This window comes from uncultured Eudoraea sp., from assembly GCF_947490415.1.
Lineage (GTDB): Bacteria > Bacteroidota > Bacteroidia > Flavobacteriales > Flavobacteriaceae > Eudoraea.
In genome coordinates this window covers 41109-55987 of the sequence record NZ_CANLGX010000008.1, presented here as the reverse complement: position 1 = coordinate 55987, position 14879 = coordinate 41109, and the positions used below count along the sequence as shown (strand labels likewise).

13 protein-coding genes are annotated in these 14879 nt (G+C 39.6%); 11 read left to right on the top strand and 2 right to left on the bottom strand.

The window, feature by feature from the left end; translation table 11 throughout:
- Positions 1 to 10 precede the first annotated feature (10 nt).
- The 6 genes from Q0874_RS16360 to Q0874_RS16335 all read left to right on the top strand — a co-directional run bounded on the left by Q0874_RS16360 (position 11) and on the right by Q0874_RS16335 (position 6956).
- Positions 11 to 2134: a Tex family protein gene (locus Q0874_RS16360; RefSeq protein ID WP_299164596.1), complete on the top strand. Its 2124-nt coding sequence runs from the start codon at positions 11 to 13 to the stop codon at positions 2132 to 2134.
- A gap of 255 nt (positions 2135 to 2389) precedes the next feature.
- Positions 2390 to 3292, top strand: a complete 903-nt coding sequence (locus tag Q0874_RS16355) for a histone deacetylase (RefSeq protein ID WP_299164595.1) — start codon at positions 2390 to 2392, stop codon at positions 3290 to 3292.
- Positions 3293 to 3375: 83 nt separating this feature from the next.
- Positions 3376 to 4422, top strand: a complete 1047-nt coding sequence (locus Q0874_RS16350; protein WP_299164594.1) for a nucleoside hydrolase — start codon at positions 3376 to 3378, stop codon at positions 4420 to 4422.
- A gap of 11 nt (positions 4423 to 4433) precedes the next feature.
- The gene (rbsK, locus tag Q0874_RS16345) at positions 4434 to 5333 is read left to right on the top strand and encodes a ribokinase (protein ID WP_299164593.1); all 900 of its coding nucleotides are present in this window, start codon (positions 4434 to 4436) and stop codon (positions 5331 to 5333) included.
- Between the two features lie 11 nt (positions 5334 to 5344).
- Complete coding sequence (locus Q0874_RS16340) at positions 5345 to 6340, top strand: GRP family sugar transporter (RefSeq protein ID WP_299164592.1); 996 nt, start codon at positions 5345 to 5347, stop codon at positions 6338 to 6340.
- A 97-nt stretch (positions 6341 to 6437) separates the two neighbouring features.
- On the top strand, positions 6438 to 6956 hold the full coding sequence (locus tag Q0874_RS16335) for a ferritin (protein WP_299164591.1): 519 nt from the start codon (positions 6438 to 6440) through the stop codon (positions 6954 to 6956).
- A gap of 69 nt (positions 6957 to 7025) precedes the next feature.
- On the opposite strand, the gene Q0874_RS16330 is transcribed toward Q0874_RS16335, so the two are convergent.
- Complete coding sequence (locus Q0874_RS16330; RefSeq protein ID WP_299164590.1) at positions 7026 to 7358, bottom strand: single-stranded DNA-binding protein; 333 nt, start codon at positions 7356 to 7358, stop codon at positions 7026 to 7028.
- 444 nt (positions 7359 to 7802) lie between these two features.
- On the opposite strand from Q0874_RS16330, the gene Q0874_RS16325 reads away from it, so the two are divergent.
- From Q0874_RS16325 to Q0874_RS16305, 5 genes are all read left to right on the top strand, one after another.
- Entirely contained in the window at positions 7803 to 9092 is a 1290-nt protein-coding gene (locus tag Q0874_RS16325; RefSeq protein WP_299164589.1) for a serine hydrolase, read from the top strand.
- Positions 9085 to 10038, top strand: a complete 954-nt coding sequence (locus Q0874_RS16320; protein ID WP_299164588.1) for a DUF6807 family protein — start codon at positions 9085 to 9087, stop codon at positions 10036 to 10038. The genes Q0874_RS16325 and Q0874_RS16320 overlap by 8 nt, the downstream gene beginning before the upstream one ends.
- 30 nt (positions 10039 to 10068) lie before the next feature.
- The gene (locus Q0874_RS16315; RefSeq protein ID WP_299164587.1) at positions 10069 to 13215 is read left to right on the top strand and encodes a glycosyl hydrolase; all 3147 of its coding nucleotides are present in this window, start codon (positions 10069 to 10071) and stop codon (positions 13213 to 13215) included.
- Positions 13216 to 13301: 86 nt separating this feature from the next.
- Positions 13302 to 13874: a pentapeptide repeat-containing protein gene (locus Q0874_RS16310; RefSeq protein ID WP_299164586.1), complete on the top strand. Its 573-nt coding sequence runs from the start codon at positions 13302 to 13304 to the stop codon at positions 13872 to 13874.
- Between the two features lie 44 nt (positions 13875 to 13918).
- Positions 13919 to 14281, top strand: coding sequence for a hypothetical protein (locus Q0874_RS16305; RefSeq protein ID WP_299164585.1), 363 nt, complete (start codon positions 13919 to 13921; stop codon positions 14279 to 14281).
- A gap of 57 nt (positions 14282 to 14338) precedes the next feature.
- Here Q0874_RS16305 and Q0874_RS16300 read toward each other — a convergent pair whose 3' ends face one another.
- On the bottom strand, positions 14339 to 14809 hold the full coding sequence (locus tag Q0874_RS16300) for a CBS domain-containing protein (RefSeq protein WP_299164584.1): 471 nt from the start codon (positions 14807 to 14809) through the stop codon (positions 14339 to 14341).
- Positions 14810 to 14879 lie beyond the last annotated feature (70 nt).

Below are 14879 nucleotides of genomic sequence, written 5' to 3'. Positions count from 1 at the left end.
TATATATTTCATGGAACTCGTCCCATTTATTGCCCGCTATACCAAACTGCCAGTAAAGAGCATCCAAAATACTATTGCCTTACTTAATGAAGATTGTACGGTTCCCTTTATCTCCAGGTATAGAAAAGAACGAACCGGTAATCTGGATGAGGTTCATATAGGCCATATTGTAACTCATAAACTACAATATGAAACATTGGAGAAACGCAGAAGTACAATCCTAAAATCTCTTGAAGAATATAATGTGCTGACCAGGGACCTGCAAACCAAAATTAGCCAGGCGACAACATTGAGCCTTTTGGAGGATTTATACCTCCCCTTCAGAAAGAAACGTAAAACCAAGGCTGAAGTAGCTAAAAATAATGGTTTGGAAGGCTTGGCCAAAATTATCATGGCACAAAATACCGAAAACCTTGATGCAATTGCCCCAAAATTCTTCAATAAAGCAGTGCTGAATTCGGCCCAGGCCTTCGAGGGTGCAAGACATATAATCGCTGAATGGATCAATGAGCGCAGTGATATCCGGAGCCTAATACGTTTCCAGCTGAATAGGTATGCCCTTCTCTCTACCAAGCTGGTAAGTTCTAAAAAAAATGAAGAAAAAGCCCAGAAATATAGGGACTATTTCGATTGGAGCGAACCTCTTTCCAAGTGTCCTTCCCACCGTTTATTGGCAATCCTGCGGGCAGAAAATGAGGGTTTTATTAGGACAAAACTAGAAATAGATCAGGATAAGGTGTTTTACCAAATTGAAGAAAAGCTTGTTTTCCGTAACAATGCCTGTTCTTCGCAAATCAAAATAGCTATCCAGGATGCCTATAAACGTTTGTTATTTCCATCCCTTTCTAATGAGACATTTAAGAATGCTAAGGAAAAAGCTGATGAAGCCGCCATCGCGGTATTTTCTAAAAACCTGAAACAACTATTACTTGGAGCGCCCCTGGGAGAAAAACCAATAATGGCAATTGATCCCGGGTTTAGAACAGGTTGTAAGCTTGTTTGTTTAAATGAACGGGGTGACCTGGAACACAATGAGACTATTTATCCTAATGCTCCACAAAACGACCGTAAAGGGGCTATGAAAAAAATCAGTTCCCTGGCAGATGCTTATAAAATAGAGGCCATTGCTATTGGCAACGGAACTGCTTCGCGAGAGACCGAACAACTTATTAAACAACTTCAGTTTAGAAATCCTGTAGAAGTTTATGTAGTAAGTGAAGCCGGGGCATCAATCTACTCGGCTTCCAAAATAGCGCGTGACGAATTTCCCAATTATGATGTAACCGTTCGTGGTGCAGTTTCCATCGGTAGGAGATTGGCGGATCCCCTTGCAGAATTGGTCAAACTTGACCCAAAATCGATAGGAGTTGGACAATATCAGCACGATGTGGATCAAGAAAGCCTAAAAAGATCATTGGATGCCGTAGTGGAAAGCTGCGTGAATTTTGTTGGTGTAAATATCAATACTGCCAGTGTTCCCTTATTGTCCCATGTTTCAGGTTTGGGCCCAAAATTAGCCGAGAACATTGTGAATTACAGAAACCAAAATGGGGCCTTTTCCAATAGGGAGGAAATACAAAAAGTACCAAGATTAGGGAGTAAGGCATTTGAACAGGGAGCTGCTTTCTTACGTATAAAAGGGGGTAATAATCCTCTGGATGATTCTGCTGTACACCCGGAAAGCTATAGTATTGTTCAAAAAATGGCCAAGGACAATCAAATGGCAATAACAGAGCTCATTGGCAATAAAGAAGTTCTTCAAAAAATAGATCTTAAGGCCTATTGCACCGAAAATGTGGGCCTGCCCACCTTGAAGGATATCATCGGGGAACTCGAAAAACCAGGCCTGGACCTTAGGGAAAAAGCAAAAGTCTTTACCTTTAATGAAAATATCAGGAGCATCACGGATATAAGAGAAGGACAATTATTGCCGGGCATAGTAAACAATATTACCAATTTTGGCTGTTTTGTGGATCTTGGGATTAAAGAAAGTGGCTTAATACATATTTCACAACTTTCCGATACTTTCGTTAAAGATGTAAACGAACATGTAACTCTTCACCAACAAGTTATAGTAAAGGTCTTGGAGGTGGATATTGATCGAAAACGCATCCAACTTGCTTTATATAAGTAGGATATTTTCCAGTGATGAAAGTATTAGGTCAATAAAATTGCTCGTTAGCTGATTTCATTTTTCCCGCTTTTACTGTTAAAAACTGATCCTTTTCTTATAAGGGCAGCTAATTATTTATCTTCCCTTTTTTTGTACCTTATATAACCTGAGAATAAAGCTGTTCATCAATCAAAAGTCAATAGATTAAGTTAGATTGAAGCAGGTAGTAAAGAGAAGAGTTTTTGCAAATGATAGCTAAATATTTAAATTAAGATAGTGCTGAAGATAGCCTATCACCCTATTTACAATCACCCTTTAGCGGAAGGTCACCGCTTTCCAATGATCAAATACGAGCTTCTGCCTCAACAGCTCATGCATGAGGGAACCTGTACTCCGGAAAACTTTTTTGAGCCTTCTATTCCAAATGATAAATACCTGGTAGCCGTACATGACCCGGAGTATTATTACGATCTGCTTAATCTCAAAATTCCATATAAAGAAGCCCGAAAAATTGGTTTCCCTCTTAGCGAACAATTGGTGGAGCGAGAACGCATCATAGCAGACGGTACAATGAAGGCCTGTGAATATGCCATGGAACAAGGTATCGCTATGAATATTGCCGGTGGTACACATCATGCCTTTTCCAACAGGGGGGAAGCTTTTTGTATGTTGAACGATCAGGCAATCGGGGCCCGTTATCTCCAATCAAAAAATCTTGCCGGTCAAATTCTAATTATTGATCTTGATGTACATCAGGGAAACGGTACCGCCGAGATTTTTAAAGATGACCCCGCGGTCTTCACTTTTTCAATGCACGGCGCCAATAATTATCCGTTTAAAAAAGAGACCTCAGACCTGGACATCGCTTTAAAAAAAGGAACAACGGACCGGGAATACCTTGCTGTTTTAAAAGATACTCTTGCCCGGCTTCTTGCCGAATTAAAGCCCGATTTCATTTTCTACCTTTGCGGAGTAGATATTCTGGATACAGACAAATTAGGGACCCTGTCGCTTTCGTTGGAAGGCAGCAGAAAACGTGATGAATTAGTGCTGGAAAGCTGTCATAAATTTCAAATACCTGTTCAATGCAGCATGGGCGGGGGATACTCTCCTGATATTAAAAAAATTGTGGAAGCTCATTCCAATACATTTCGATTAGCGCAGCAGATATATTTCTGAATTTTGGAAATGGATGATATTATCCTATCATTCGCCTTTCAACTTATTTTGTATTTTAACCTCTGAATATAAATAACCCATCTATGAGTATAGGACAAAGGCAATTTTCGCCCATTTTTTCGATTTTTATTTTTGGAATCCTATCCCTTACTATTTGTGGCTGTGCGGATAAAAAGGAAGAAAAAAAAATTATTGCCAAACCCCTCAAAACTTCTTCCAAACTTAAGGTCATTTTTGATTCAGACGCCAATAACGAGTTAGACGACCAGCATGCTCTTGCTTATTTGCTGTTTAATGGGGATACTTTTGAAGTAGATGCAGTGACGGTAAATGCCACCTATAACGGAGGTGACATACAGGGTCATTATGACGAAGCCTTACGCGTGATGAAATTGTGCAATCTTAACGATAAAGTTACTTTATTAAAAGGAGCGAATGGCAATTTTATAGACATTAGCAATGCGTGGAATCCGGAGAATTATGACGGACAAGAAGGTGTTGATCGCATCCTGGAGGCAACTAAAAAAGATACCCTGGTTATAATCGCAGTAGGTAAGTTAACAAACATAGCATTGGCTTTAAAAAAGGATCCTTCTTTTGCGGAACGAACCAAAATAGTATGGCTGGGATCTAACTATCCGGAGCCGGGGGAATACAACCAGGACAATGACACCATAGCCATGAATTATGTATTAAATAGCAACATCCCCTTTGAAATGGTTACCGTTCGCTATGGCAAACCTTCCGGTACCGATGCTGTTAAAGTAACGAAGGAAGAAATAAACAGGAAAATGCCCGGTCTTGGACCTACTTCAATAGAACCGGTTACAGGCAGGCATGGAGGTGAATTTAAAACTTTTGGGGACTACTCGGTAAGTCTTTTTGAGTATATTGACTACCATGGTGACCCTCCTTCCAGACCACTCTTTGATATGGTTGCTGTAGCTATTTTAAAAAATGAAAGCTGGGGGGAGCGCAAAATGATTCCTGCACCTGTACTTATTAATAATGAATGGATTGAGCGACCAGATAATAAGCGCAAAATTGCTGTTTGGGAAAACTTTAAAAAGGAAGAAATCCTGGAAGATTTCTATAGCAGCCTTAAGAATCCCGTTCCAGTTACTAAATAAAAAAAACAGAAATGCCAGAAATTGTTGTCGTAGGGAGTTCTAATACCGATATGGTGGTAAAAACGCCAAGATTCCCGGAACCAGGAGAAACCATACTAGGTGGTGATTTTTTTATGTTCCCTGGCGGGAAAGGTGCCAATCAGGCAGTGGCTGCTGCACGTTTAGGCGGTAAACTCAGTTTTATTTGTTGCGTAGGAGATGATATTTTTGGTCAAAATGCGATTGAAGGTTATAAAAAAGAAGGAATTAACATGGATGGCGCATTAATTGTAAATGGTGAGCCATCCGGGGTTGCATTAATTACCGTAAATGCAGAAGGAGAAAATGAAATTGTCGTCGCTTCGGGGGCAAATAATCTTTTATCAAAAAAGCATTTAGAAGGTGCTTCTCAGCTGCTTCAAAAGGCTGATATCATTTTAACACAATTGGAAACACCTATACCGGTTATAGGATATTTAGCAAGCTACTGCAGGGAAAATAGTCAAAAGCTCATTATTAATCCGGCACCTGCTCAGGAATTATCAGATGACATTCTTAAAGAACTATATCTTATAACCCCAAATGAAACAGAAACCAGAATTCTCACTGGGATTGAAGTTGTTGATGAATCATCGGCAAGCAGGGCATGCGAAGCTCTTTTTCTGAAAGGCGTTAAAAATGTTCTAATTACAATGGGCAGCAGGGGTGCATTTTTTATGAATAGTGAGGTGCATTTTACTGCCAAAGTTCAAAAAGTGGATGCAATAGATACTACTGCAGCCGGCGATGTTTTTAATGGAGCACTGGCAGTCTGTCTTGCTCAAAACATGACCTGGAAGGAAAGTATTGAATTTGCCAATAAAGCGGCAGCGCTGTCTGTCACGAAAATGGGGGCACAGACCTCTGCTCCATATCTCAATGAAATCATCTAATCTCTTATAATATGTTTATCATAGAATCGTACCCAATAGCTGTTTTCTTCTGTATAATTACCATGTTTGCCTGGGGCTCATGGGCAAATACACAGAAACTGGCTTCTCCAGACTGGCGTTTTGAACTGTTTTACTGGGACTATGTTTTTGGTATCGTAGTTTTTTCGTTGCTTCTGGCATTGACCGCAGGTAGCAGTGGAGATGCAGGTCGTCCTTTTTTACAAGACTTAGGGCAGGCAAGTTCTGAAAATTTAGGTTCTGCTTTTTTGGGAGGGATCTTGTTTAATGCAGCTAATATACTTCTGGTAGCCGCCATTACAATTGCCGGCATGTCTGTAGCCTTTCCGGTTGGAATAGGCCTTGCATTAGTCATAGGCGTAGTTGTAAATTATCTGGATATTCCAGTTGGGAATGCAGGCATGCTTTTTGGCGGAGTAGCACTTATAGTTATTGCCATGCTACTCAATGCAAATGCTTATAAAAAACTTTCGGTAAGTCAGGACAAAGTCCCAACAAAAGGCTTGGTTTTGGCAATTATTGCAGGTTTCTTAATGGGTTTCTTCTATAAATATGTGGCTAATTCGATGTTTCCGGAATTTACCAATCCTATTTCTGGAAAACTAAGTCCGTATACTGCAGTATTTATTTTTGCTATCGGAATTCTGGCGAGCAATTTCATTTTCAATACGCTGCTGATGAAAAAACCATTCGAAGGCAAAGCCGTCAGTTTTAAGGACTATTTTGTTGGTGGAAGCAAAAACCATCTCATGGGCATCCTGGGTGGGGCTATTTGGTGTATAGGAATGTCTTTTAGCATTCTGGCCTCTGATAAAGCAGGTCCTGCAATCTCATATGGTTTAGGCCAGGGAGCTACTGTAGTGGCTGCCTTGTGGGGTATTTTTGTCTGGAAAGAATTTAAAGGTGCCCCAAAAGGAGTTCCCAGACTTCTTAATATTATGCTATTAGTTTATATCATCGGCCTGACTTTGATTGTTATGGCGAGATAATTAATCGCTTAAAAAAAATGACGAACAGGGCTAAAATCTTGCGGTTTTACGAAGTCCTTAGTAGCTAGATTTTGTAACTTTGATAAAAACATTTATTATGCTTTCAAAAAATATGGAAAAAGCCCTGAACGACCAAATCAGGATCGAAGCAGAATCTTCACAGATTTACTTGTCTATGGCTTCATGGGCAGAAGTAAAAGGACTTGAAGGAATTTCTCTTTTTATGTACAAACATTCCGAAGAGGAAAGAATGCATATGCTGAAGCTGGTTAAATATGTAAATGAACGGGGAGGACAAGCAGCTATATCCGCATTAACTGAACCCAAATCTGTTTACGATTCGTTTCAAAAGATGTTTGAAGATTTATATGATCACGAGATTTTTGTTTCCAAAAGCATCAATGAATTGGTACATGTAGCGCTACAGGAAAAAGATTACGCTACACATAATTTTCTTCAGTGGTATGTTGCCGAACAGATGGAAGAAGAAGCACTTGCGCGAACCATTTTGGATAAGATAAACCTTATTGGGAATGACAAAAGTGGGCTCTACCTATTTGATCGCGATGTACAGCAGATCACAGTAGAAAGTGCTGCTGCAGACACCCAACCATAAAAAAAGAGGATCATGAATGATCCTCTTTTCATTTAGTGAAATGTTAGTTGTACTAATGAGTACCACTCATTATTTACCCAACATTACCAATTCATTGCATTTAATCTCGGTAATATATCTTTTTTCACCTTCTTTGTTTTCATAGGAGCGATGAATGAGCTTACCTTCTACTGCTACTTCATTACCCTTGGCCAGGTAATTTTCAACAATCTCTGCGGTTTTGCCCCAGGCTACCACATTATGCCATTGGGTGTCCGTTACCTTTTCTCCCTTATTGTTTTTGTAAATCTCATTGGTAGCTACGGAAAATTTGGCCAATTTACCACCATTATCAAGGTTTACAATTTCCGGGTCTTGCCCCAGGTTTCCAATCAACTGTACTTTGTTTCTAAGTGCGTTCATAATTACTAATTTTAAGGATTAAACAGTTAATACTATCGGTTCTTATACTCCGACACTGCAAACATAGAACAGCAGTTTAGGGTTACTCGGTTAGGAAGTGCTTATTTTCGTTTGTAATCTTTTGTAGTCGTTTGCACTTGTTTATAATATTGATTATTAAATACTTATGCTGAATCAAATAATCATATTGATTTCAAAAATTATAGCCCCGTAAAAGTTAACTCACAGATTGCATTAACGAAAAAGGCAAGGCCTTAAGATTTTAAGAGCCCTTGGTAATCTAATTTACAAAGTAAATAGGCATAGCTGCAATACCCGTACTTAATTAAAAACTTTTATTGTTATATTGTTCTACTATTCATTTGTTCCGATGACAGTAAAAAATTAGGAATGACTAACCCTTGTTCTTCATACAGAGCAGGTGAACACGATAAAAATTAAATTATGAGAAAAATCAACCTCCTTTTTTGTTTGGCAATTGCTGCAATAGGATTTGCCCAAACCCCATCAGTTAAAATTTCACCTGATCTTACCACAGCTACTCCGGCAACTGTTGGAATGTCTGATATACGATTAAAGCGAATAGATGCCATGCTTAAAAAAGCTGTAAAGGATGGTGATATTCCGGGAGCCGTGGCTTTAATTGCAAGAGATGGAAAAATAGTGTTCCACAGCGCCTATGGTCTGGCTGATAATTCAGCAGGTATTAAAATTTATAATGATGCCATTTTCAGGATCGCCTCTCAGACAAAGGCCATTACTTCAACCGCGGTAATGATGCTCTGGGAAGAAGGAAAATTTAAATTAGATGATCCGGTTTCAAAATACATTCCCGAATTTAAAGATGCCAAAATCCTGGATACTTATAATGAAACAGATACCACATACACCAGTGTTCCTTCAGAAAAGGAAATTACGATTAGACATTTAATTTCACATACCTCCGGAATAGGTTATGGAGTAATTGACGGAGATCCAAGATTCAAAGCCATCTATCAAAAGGCTGGTATTACAGATCTTTTTACCACTGAGGATATATCGATAGAAGAGAGCGTTAAGAAACTCGCCGGCCTTCCATTGCACCATACCCCGGGTGAGAAATTTACCTATAGCGAAGGTCTTGATGTTATAGGCTACTTTATTGAAGTAGTCTCTGGTTTACCCTTTGATGAATTTCTGAGAACCCGGATTTTTGATCCTTTAGGCATGAACGATACCTGGTTTTATTTACCAAAAGAGAAGCATGACCGCTTGGTAAATGTTCAGCATAAAGTAGACGGGAAATGGGAAAAATACCCGGTTACGTTTTATGATACAGATTATCCTGTTAAAGGTGCTAAAAGGTTTTTTTCCGGTGGGGCCGGTCTTTCAAGTACCGCAAAAGATTACGCAACCTTCCTGCAAATGTATCTGAATAAAGGCGAGTTAAACGGAGTCAGGCTGCTGAGCAGAACCACCGTAAGAACCATCATGGCAAACCAAATTGGGGACATCTGGAAAGACGGCCCTAAGAATTATGGATTGGCATTTGGGGTAGTAAATCATAAAGGTGAGGATTCTGGCGGCTTGGGCAGTGAAGGTACTTTTGACTGGGGTGGCTACTTTAATACGCAATATTTTGCAGATCCTGAGGAGCAGGTTATTGGTATCCTGATGAAACAAACACAAGGCACAACAAACGATAATACAGCCTGGAGATTCCGGCAAATGGTATTTAGCGCTGTAGATGACTAAACTGACTTTTTATTATAAATTAAAATCTAATTGCCAATGTTTTTTGGGGTTTTTGCTATTGCCTTTATTCGGAATCGCCCAATTAACTTTTACGGAGTCTGAGGAAGGAATACAAATAAAAGAGGGTGATAAAAGTGTTCTTTTTTATCAAAAACAACCTAAGTCGATCAAGGGTGAATTCACGCGAAACAATTATGTCCATCCACTCCATGGCCTTGATGGATCTGTACTCACTGAAGATTTTCCCGAGGACCATCCCCATCACCGGGGTGTTTTTTGGGCATGGCATCAGGTATATATTGGAAATAGGCAATTAGGAGATTCCTGGGAATGCAGCGATTTTACCTGGAATATCAGGGAAATTGGTAGTTCCAGGGACGACGATGTTCTAAAGCTTATGGTAAATACACATTGGCAATCTCCACTATGGTTAAACCCGGAGGGAAAACAAAAACCCTTCCTATTAGAAAATACCACGATTAGCGTTTATCCCGGAAAAAGTAACTATCGTATTATACGTTTTGAAATTTCACTTCTAGCTCTTGAAGAGAACCTGAAAATAGGTGGTTCAGATGATGAAAAAGGCTACGGGGGTTTTTCTGTGCGAATGAAACTTCCTGAAGATGTTCAGTTTACGTCCAATAAAGGTAAGATCATACCCGAAAATAGTGCCGTTAAAGCCGGAAAATGGATGAATATTTTTGGGTCATTAACCAATGAGGAAAACAATTCGGGAATCGTGATACTCTCGCACCAGGATTCTCCTGAGGATAAAGCAGATTGGATCTTAAGAGAAAAAGAAAGCATGCAGAATTGTGTTTATCCTGGCAGAACAGTTGTCCCTGTTTCCACAAAAGATCCAACCATTTTAAAGTATAGTCTCCTGATTTATGACGGAACTATGACAGTACAGGAGGTCCAAAAAATTTATAAAGAACTGAAATAAACATTTATTATCTTACCACTTATTTTTATTATGAAAACCATCCAACTTTTTATTCTCTGCCTGCTCTTGATCCCTGTAAACATTCAGGCTCAAAAACGTAAAACCAAAATCGATACCTCACCCTATGCGGCTCAGGATTCCCTTTATCATGGCCTGAAGTGGCGTAATATTGGTCCATTTAGAGGCGGACGGAGTGTAGCAAGCAGTGGAGTTGTTGGTCAGCCTATGACCTATTATATGGGCTCCACCGGAGGTGGGATATGGAAAACAACCGATGATGGAATCAGCTGGAAAAATATTTCGGACGAATTTTTAAAAACAGGAACCGTTGGTGCAATTGCAGTTTCAGAAAGCAATCCAAATATTGTAGTTGCAGGTATGGGCGAACACGCCGCCAGAGGGGTAATGACTTCTATGGGAGATGGGGTCTATAAATCTACCGATGCCGGTAAGACATGGAAGCATATTGGCCTGAATAAAACCCGTCATATTTCAGATGTGGTGATTCATCCGGCTAATCCGGATATTATGTTTATTGGAGCCCAGGGAGCTCAATACGGCCCATCGGAAGACAGGGGAATTTACCGGTCAACAGACGGGGGTGCAAGCTGGGAAAAAGTACTTTTTGTAAACAAGACAACAGGGGCCTCTTCCCTGTCTATGGACATGAAAAACCCATTAATTCTTTATGCTGCATTCTGGGAACACAGCCGCTATCCTTGGACTATGGAATCCGGGGGTAAGAATTCGGGACTTTATAAATCCACAGATGGAGGGACCACCTGGAATAAGTTAAAAGAAGGGCTTCCTGAAGAATTTGGAAAAGCGGGGATATCTGTATCCCGTGCTAATCCTGAGCGGGTATTCGCCGTATTGGAAGCTGAAGGAAAAAAAGGTGGGGTTTACAGATCAGATGATGCGGGAAAAAAATGGACACAGGTGAATAAAGACCGGATAAATATTACACGCTCCTGGTATTATATGGAAATATTTGCAGATCCTCAGGATGAAAACCTCGTATATATATGCAATGCCCCTGTAACAAAATCTATCGATGGCGGTAAAACATTTAGCCGGATACCTACTCCGCATGGAGACAATCATCATCTTTGGATAAATCCTTTGGATAATCGTAAAATGATCAATTCCAATGACGGGGGTGCCAACGTTTCTAATAATGGAGGTAAAAGCTGGAGTACTCAACAAAATCAGCCTACATCGCAATTTTACAGGGTTATAACAGACAATCTGGTTCCCTATAATGTATATGGTGGTCAGCAGGATAATTCTGCGATCGCAATAGCCAGCAGAACCAATGATCAGGGTATCGACTGGAAAGACTGGTATTCTGTGGCCGGATGTGAAAGTGCCTATCTGGCTTTTGATCCCGATAATCCTGAAATTGTATACGGTGGATGTTATCAGGGGATTATTGAAAAATGGGTCAGAGCCTCGAGGGAAGGCAAACCAATTAAGGAATACCCGGAATTGGCTCTGGGAAATGCCCCGGAGAGCTTTAAATTTCGCTATAACTGGAACGCCCCGATTATAAGTTCTCCCCATGACCGCAATACTATTTATCATGCCGGGAACGTTGTTTTCAAGACCACTGACGGGGGTATTAGTTGGTCCGTTATAAGTCCCGATCTGACCCGAAATGACAAAAACAGGCAGGGTCCGGGAGGTGGGCCTTACACCAATGAAGCCGCAGGAGGTGAGAACTATAACACCCTGATGTATCTCGTGGAATCTCCCCATGAAAAGGGCGTGCTTTGGGCCGGTAGTGATGACGGCCTTATTCATATAACTAAAGATGGAGGCGAAAATTGGGAAAATGTTACGCCTCCGGGCTTGGCTGAAGGCATAATCAATAGTATTGAAGTATCTCCCCATGATGCTGCTACTGCTTATGTGACAGTGATGCGTTATAAATTTATGGACCTAAAACCATACGTATTTAAGACAACAGACTATGGTAAAACCTGGTCTAAAATAGTAACCGGAATTACTGACGAACATACATTTGTACGAGTGGTCCGGGAAGACCCAAAACGAAAAGGGCTTTTGTATGCGGGTACAGAAACCGGTTTGTATATTTCGTTTAATGACGGATTAAACTGGCAATCCTTTCAGCTAAACTTACCAGTAGTCCCAATTAATGACCTCACTATTCAGGATAATGATTTAGTGGCAGCTACGGCCGGCAGGTCGTTCTGGATATTGGATGATCTTGGGGCCATTCAGAATAGTTCAATAAATAATACGGCTCTAACCATCTTTAAACCTAAAGACACCTATCTGCTCTTTGGGGGTAGTTCCGAAAAACCAGTTCCGGGACTCGGACAAAATCCCAAACAAGGGGTTACTTTTGATTATTATCTGAATGAGGATGCAGACAGTTTGAATCTGGAATTACAGGTGCTTCAAAATGGAAAACTGATTAGAACCATTACCAATAAAAATCAAAAAGATTTTAAAACATGGCCGGGAGGACCTTCCAAGCCAGCGGTTTTGCCTTCAAAAATGGGGTACAACCGATTTACCTGGGATTTTAGAAAAGAAACACTCCCGGCTGTAGATAAAGTATTTGTCTATGGAAATTATTCAGGTTCCAGTGTAGCTCCGGGTAACTATGTCCTGCGATTGTCTTTGAACGACAAGGTGGCCGAAACGGAAGTGACCATTCTTCCAAACCCAAAAATAAAGGCCTCCAAAACTGATTTTGATGAACAACAATCCGTATTGAATCAAATTGAAAATACGATTAAGAATATTCACGAATCTGTGACCCGAATGCGATCGGCTAAAAAACAATTAAAGACTTATGAAGAGCTACTTAATGAAAATGAAATTGCTACTGATCTATTGGAAAAGGGAAAGGAATTAATAAAACGTATAGACAGCTGGGAACAAAATCTTATCCAGCCTAATCAGAAAACTTTTCAGGATGTCATTAACTACAATAACCAGCTAAATGCTCAATTAATGCATCTAAAAGGATTTGTAGACAACTCAGACCCGGAAGTTACACAAGGGGCCAAAGAAAGGCTAACTGATCTGCTGGAAGACTGGAAAATCTATGAGAATGAGAAGAAAGCCATTGTGAATACGGAGATGGCCGCCTATAATAGAATGTATACAGACCTTGGATTGCCTGCTTTGATACTCAAAGAGTAAACCATAAAGATTGTAATATAAATTGGCTAACCGGTGCGAAAAGGAAGATACATTTTAATCTTAGTTATTCCCCATTATGGCTTGTTATGAACAAATCATTTTTTGAAGATATAACGTACAAAGATCAGGATTTCACAAAAGTGAGATTGGAAAAAGCAGCATACGAAAACTGTATTTTTGAAGGCTGCAATTTTGCTGATGCATACCTCGATAATATGAACTTTACTGCATGCCATTTTTCACATTGCAACCTAAGCAATGCCAATATAAGTCATTCGGTATTTAATGAGGTTTCATTTTCCTACTGTAAACTAACGGGGCTTCATTTTGAACATTGCAATCCTATATTGCTTTCACTTTCCTTTGATCATTGTTCATTGACTCTGGCATCATTTTATCAGTTACAGCTTAAAAAAATTGAGTTTACTGAATGTAAACTAATTGAAGTCGACTTTACAGAGGCCAACCTCAGCAATGCACAATTTAAAGGATGCGATTTAGATAAAGCTATTTTTGAGAAAACCAATCTGGAGGGGGCTGATTTAAGCACAGCAATCAATTATAAGTTTGACCCTGAACAAAATCGACTCAGGAAAGCTAAATTCTCAAAAGATGGAGTTGTAGGGTTGCTCGGAAAATACGATATTGTAGTAATGTAGCTTACTTACATCAATAATGGGAGTAAGGTTTTCTTTTACCATATATGGAACATCAGAAAGAAAAAAAATGCCTTGAATGCGGGGAAATAATCAGGGGCCGGGTAGATAAAAAATACTGCTCGGACTACTGCCGGAATGCCTATAATAACAAATTAAATAAGGATAGTAAAAACCTGGTAAGAAACATAAATAACAGACTTCGAAAGAATTACAGGGTCTTAGATAGTTTTGCCCTAAAGGATGGAAAAACACGTACCACCAAGACCCGTCTTATGGATAAAGGCTTCGACTTTGATTATATAACCAATCTTTATACTACAAAAAAAGGTACGACCTATTATTTTGTTTACGATCTTGGCTATCTTCCTTTGGATAATGATTATTACATGATCGTTAAACGCGAATAGAAATTACCGGTGCGAAAGTATCCGGAAAATGAAAATCAACTATTTTAATCCCAAAGATTATTTGTAGTTATGGCTGGTAAGTTTTAGTGCTGCGATCACAATATCTTTACGACTAATCTGGCCAACTAAAAGACCATCTTTTAAAACCGGTAATCGTCTTCGATTGTTTTTATGAAAAACTCCTGCAGCATCAAAAATACTCATGTCGTGAGGTATGGTCTCCACATTTTTGGTCATAAAACGCTCCACGCTTTTATCGAGGATAGGCTGGTTAAAATAACGGCTTTCTGAAATTTCCTTCATACAATCGGCTTCTGAAATAATTCCAACTAAAAAACCACTTTCATCCAAAACCGGTCCCCCGGAAATATGATTTTTTGCAAAAGATTCCATTACTTCGAGTATGGACTGATCAGTACTAAAAGTTAGTAATTTTCTTGTCATATAATCCTCCACCAGAATGGGGGCATCATACTCCTTTTTGGATCCTTCTTTGGCCCTTCGGCCCATAAAACTCTTTATTCCCATACCTTTTGAAAAATTAGCTTAATCTTAAATATACACTTTTCTTGCTTAATTATTAAATATATTCGTCAAA

Excerpts from the sequence above, each read along its gene's own strand:
- Q0874_RS16360 (WP_299164596.1), top strand. The coding sequence starts at position 11 with ATGGAACTCGTCCCATTTATTGCCCGCTATACCAAACTGCCAGTAAAG.
- Q0874_RS16350 (WP_299164594.1), top strand. The coding sequence starts at position 3,376 with ATGAGTATAGGACAAAGGCAATTTTCGCCCATTTTTTCGATTTTTATT.
- rbsK (WP_299164593.1), top strand. The coding sequence starts at position 4,434 with ATGCCAGAAATTGTTGTCGTAGGGAGTTCTAATACCGATATGGTGGTA.
- Q0874_RS16340 (WP_299164592.1), top strand. The coding sequence starts at position 5,345 with ATGTTTATCATAGAATCGTACCCAATAGCTGTTTTCTTCTGTATAATT.
- Q0874_RS16335 (WP_299164591.1), top strand. The coding sequence starts at position 6,438 with ATGCTTTCAAAAAATATGGAAAAAGCCCTGAACGACCAAATCAGGATC.
- Q0874_RS16330 (WP_299164590.1), bottom strand. The coding sequence starts at position 7,358 with ATGAACGCACTTAGAAACAAAGTACAGTTGATTGGAAACCTGGGGCAA.
- Q0874_RS16325 (WP_299164589.1), top strand. The coding sequence starts at position 7,803 with ATGAGAAAAATCAACCTCCTTTTTTGTTTGGCAATTGCTGCAATAGGA.
- Q0874_RS16320 (WP_299164588.1), top strand. The coding sequence starts at position 9,085 with ATGACTAAACTGACTTTTTATTATAAATTAAAATCTAATTGCCAATGT.
- Q0874_RS16315 (WP_299164587.1), top strand. The coding sequence starts at position 10,069 with ATGAAAACCATCCAACTTTTTATTCTCTGCCTGCTCTTGATCCCTGTA.
- Q0874_RS16310 (WP_299164586.1), top strand. The coding sequence starts at position 13,302 with ATGAACAAATCATTTTTTGAAGATATAACGTACAAAGATCAGGATTTC.
- Q0874_RS16305 (WP_299164585.1), top strand. The coding sequence starts at position 13,919 with ATGGAACATCAGAAAGAAAAAAAATGCCTTGAATGCGGGGAAATAATC.
- Q0874_RS16300 (WP_299164584.1), bottom strand. The coding sequence starts at position 14,809 with ATGGGAATAAAGAGTTTTATGGGCCGAAGGGCCAAAGAAGGATCCAAA.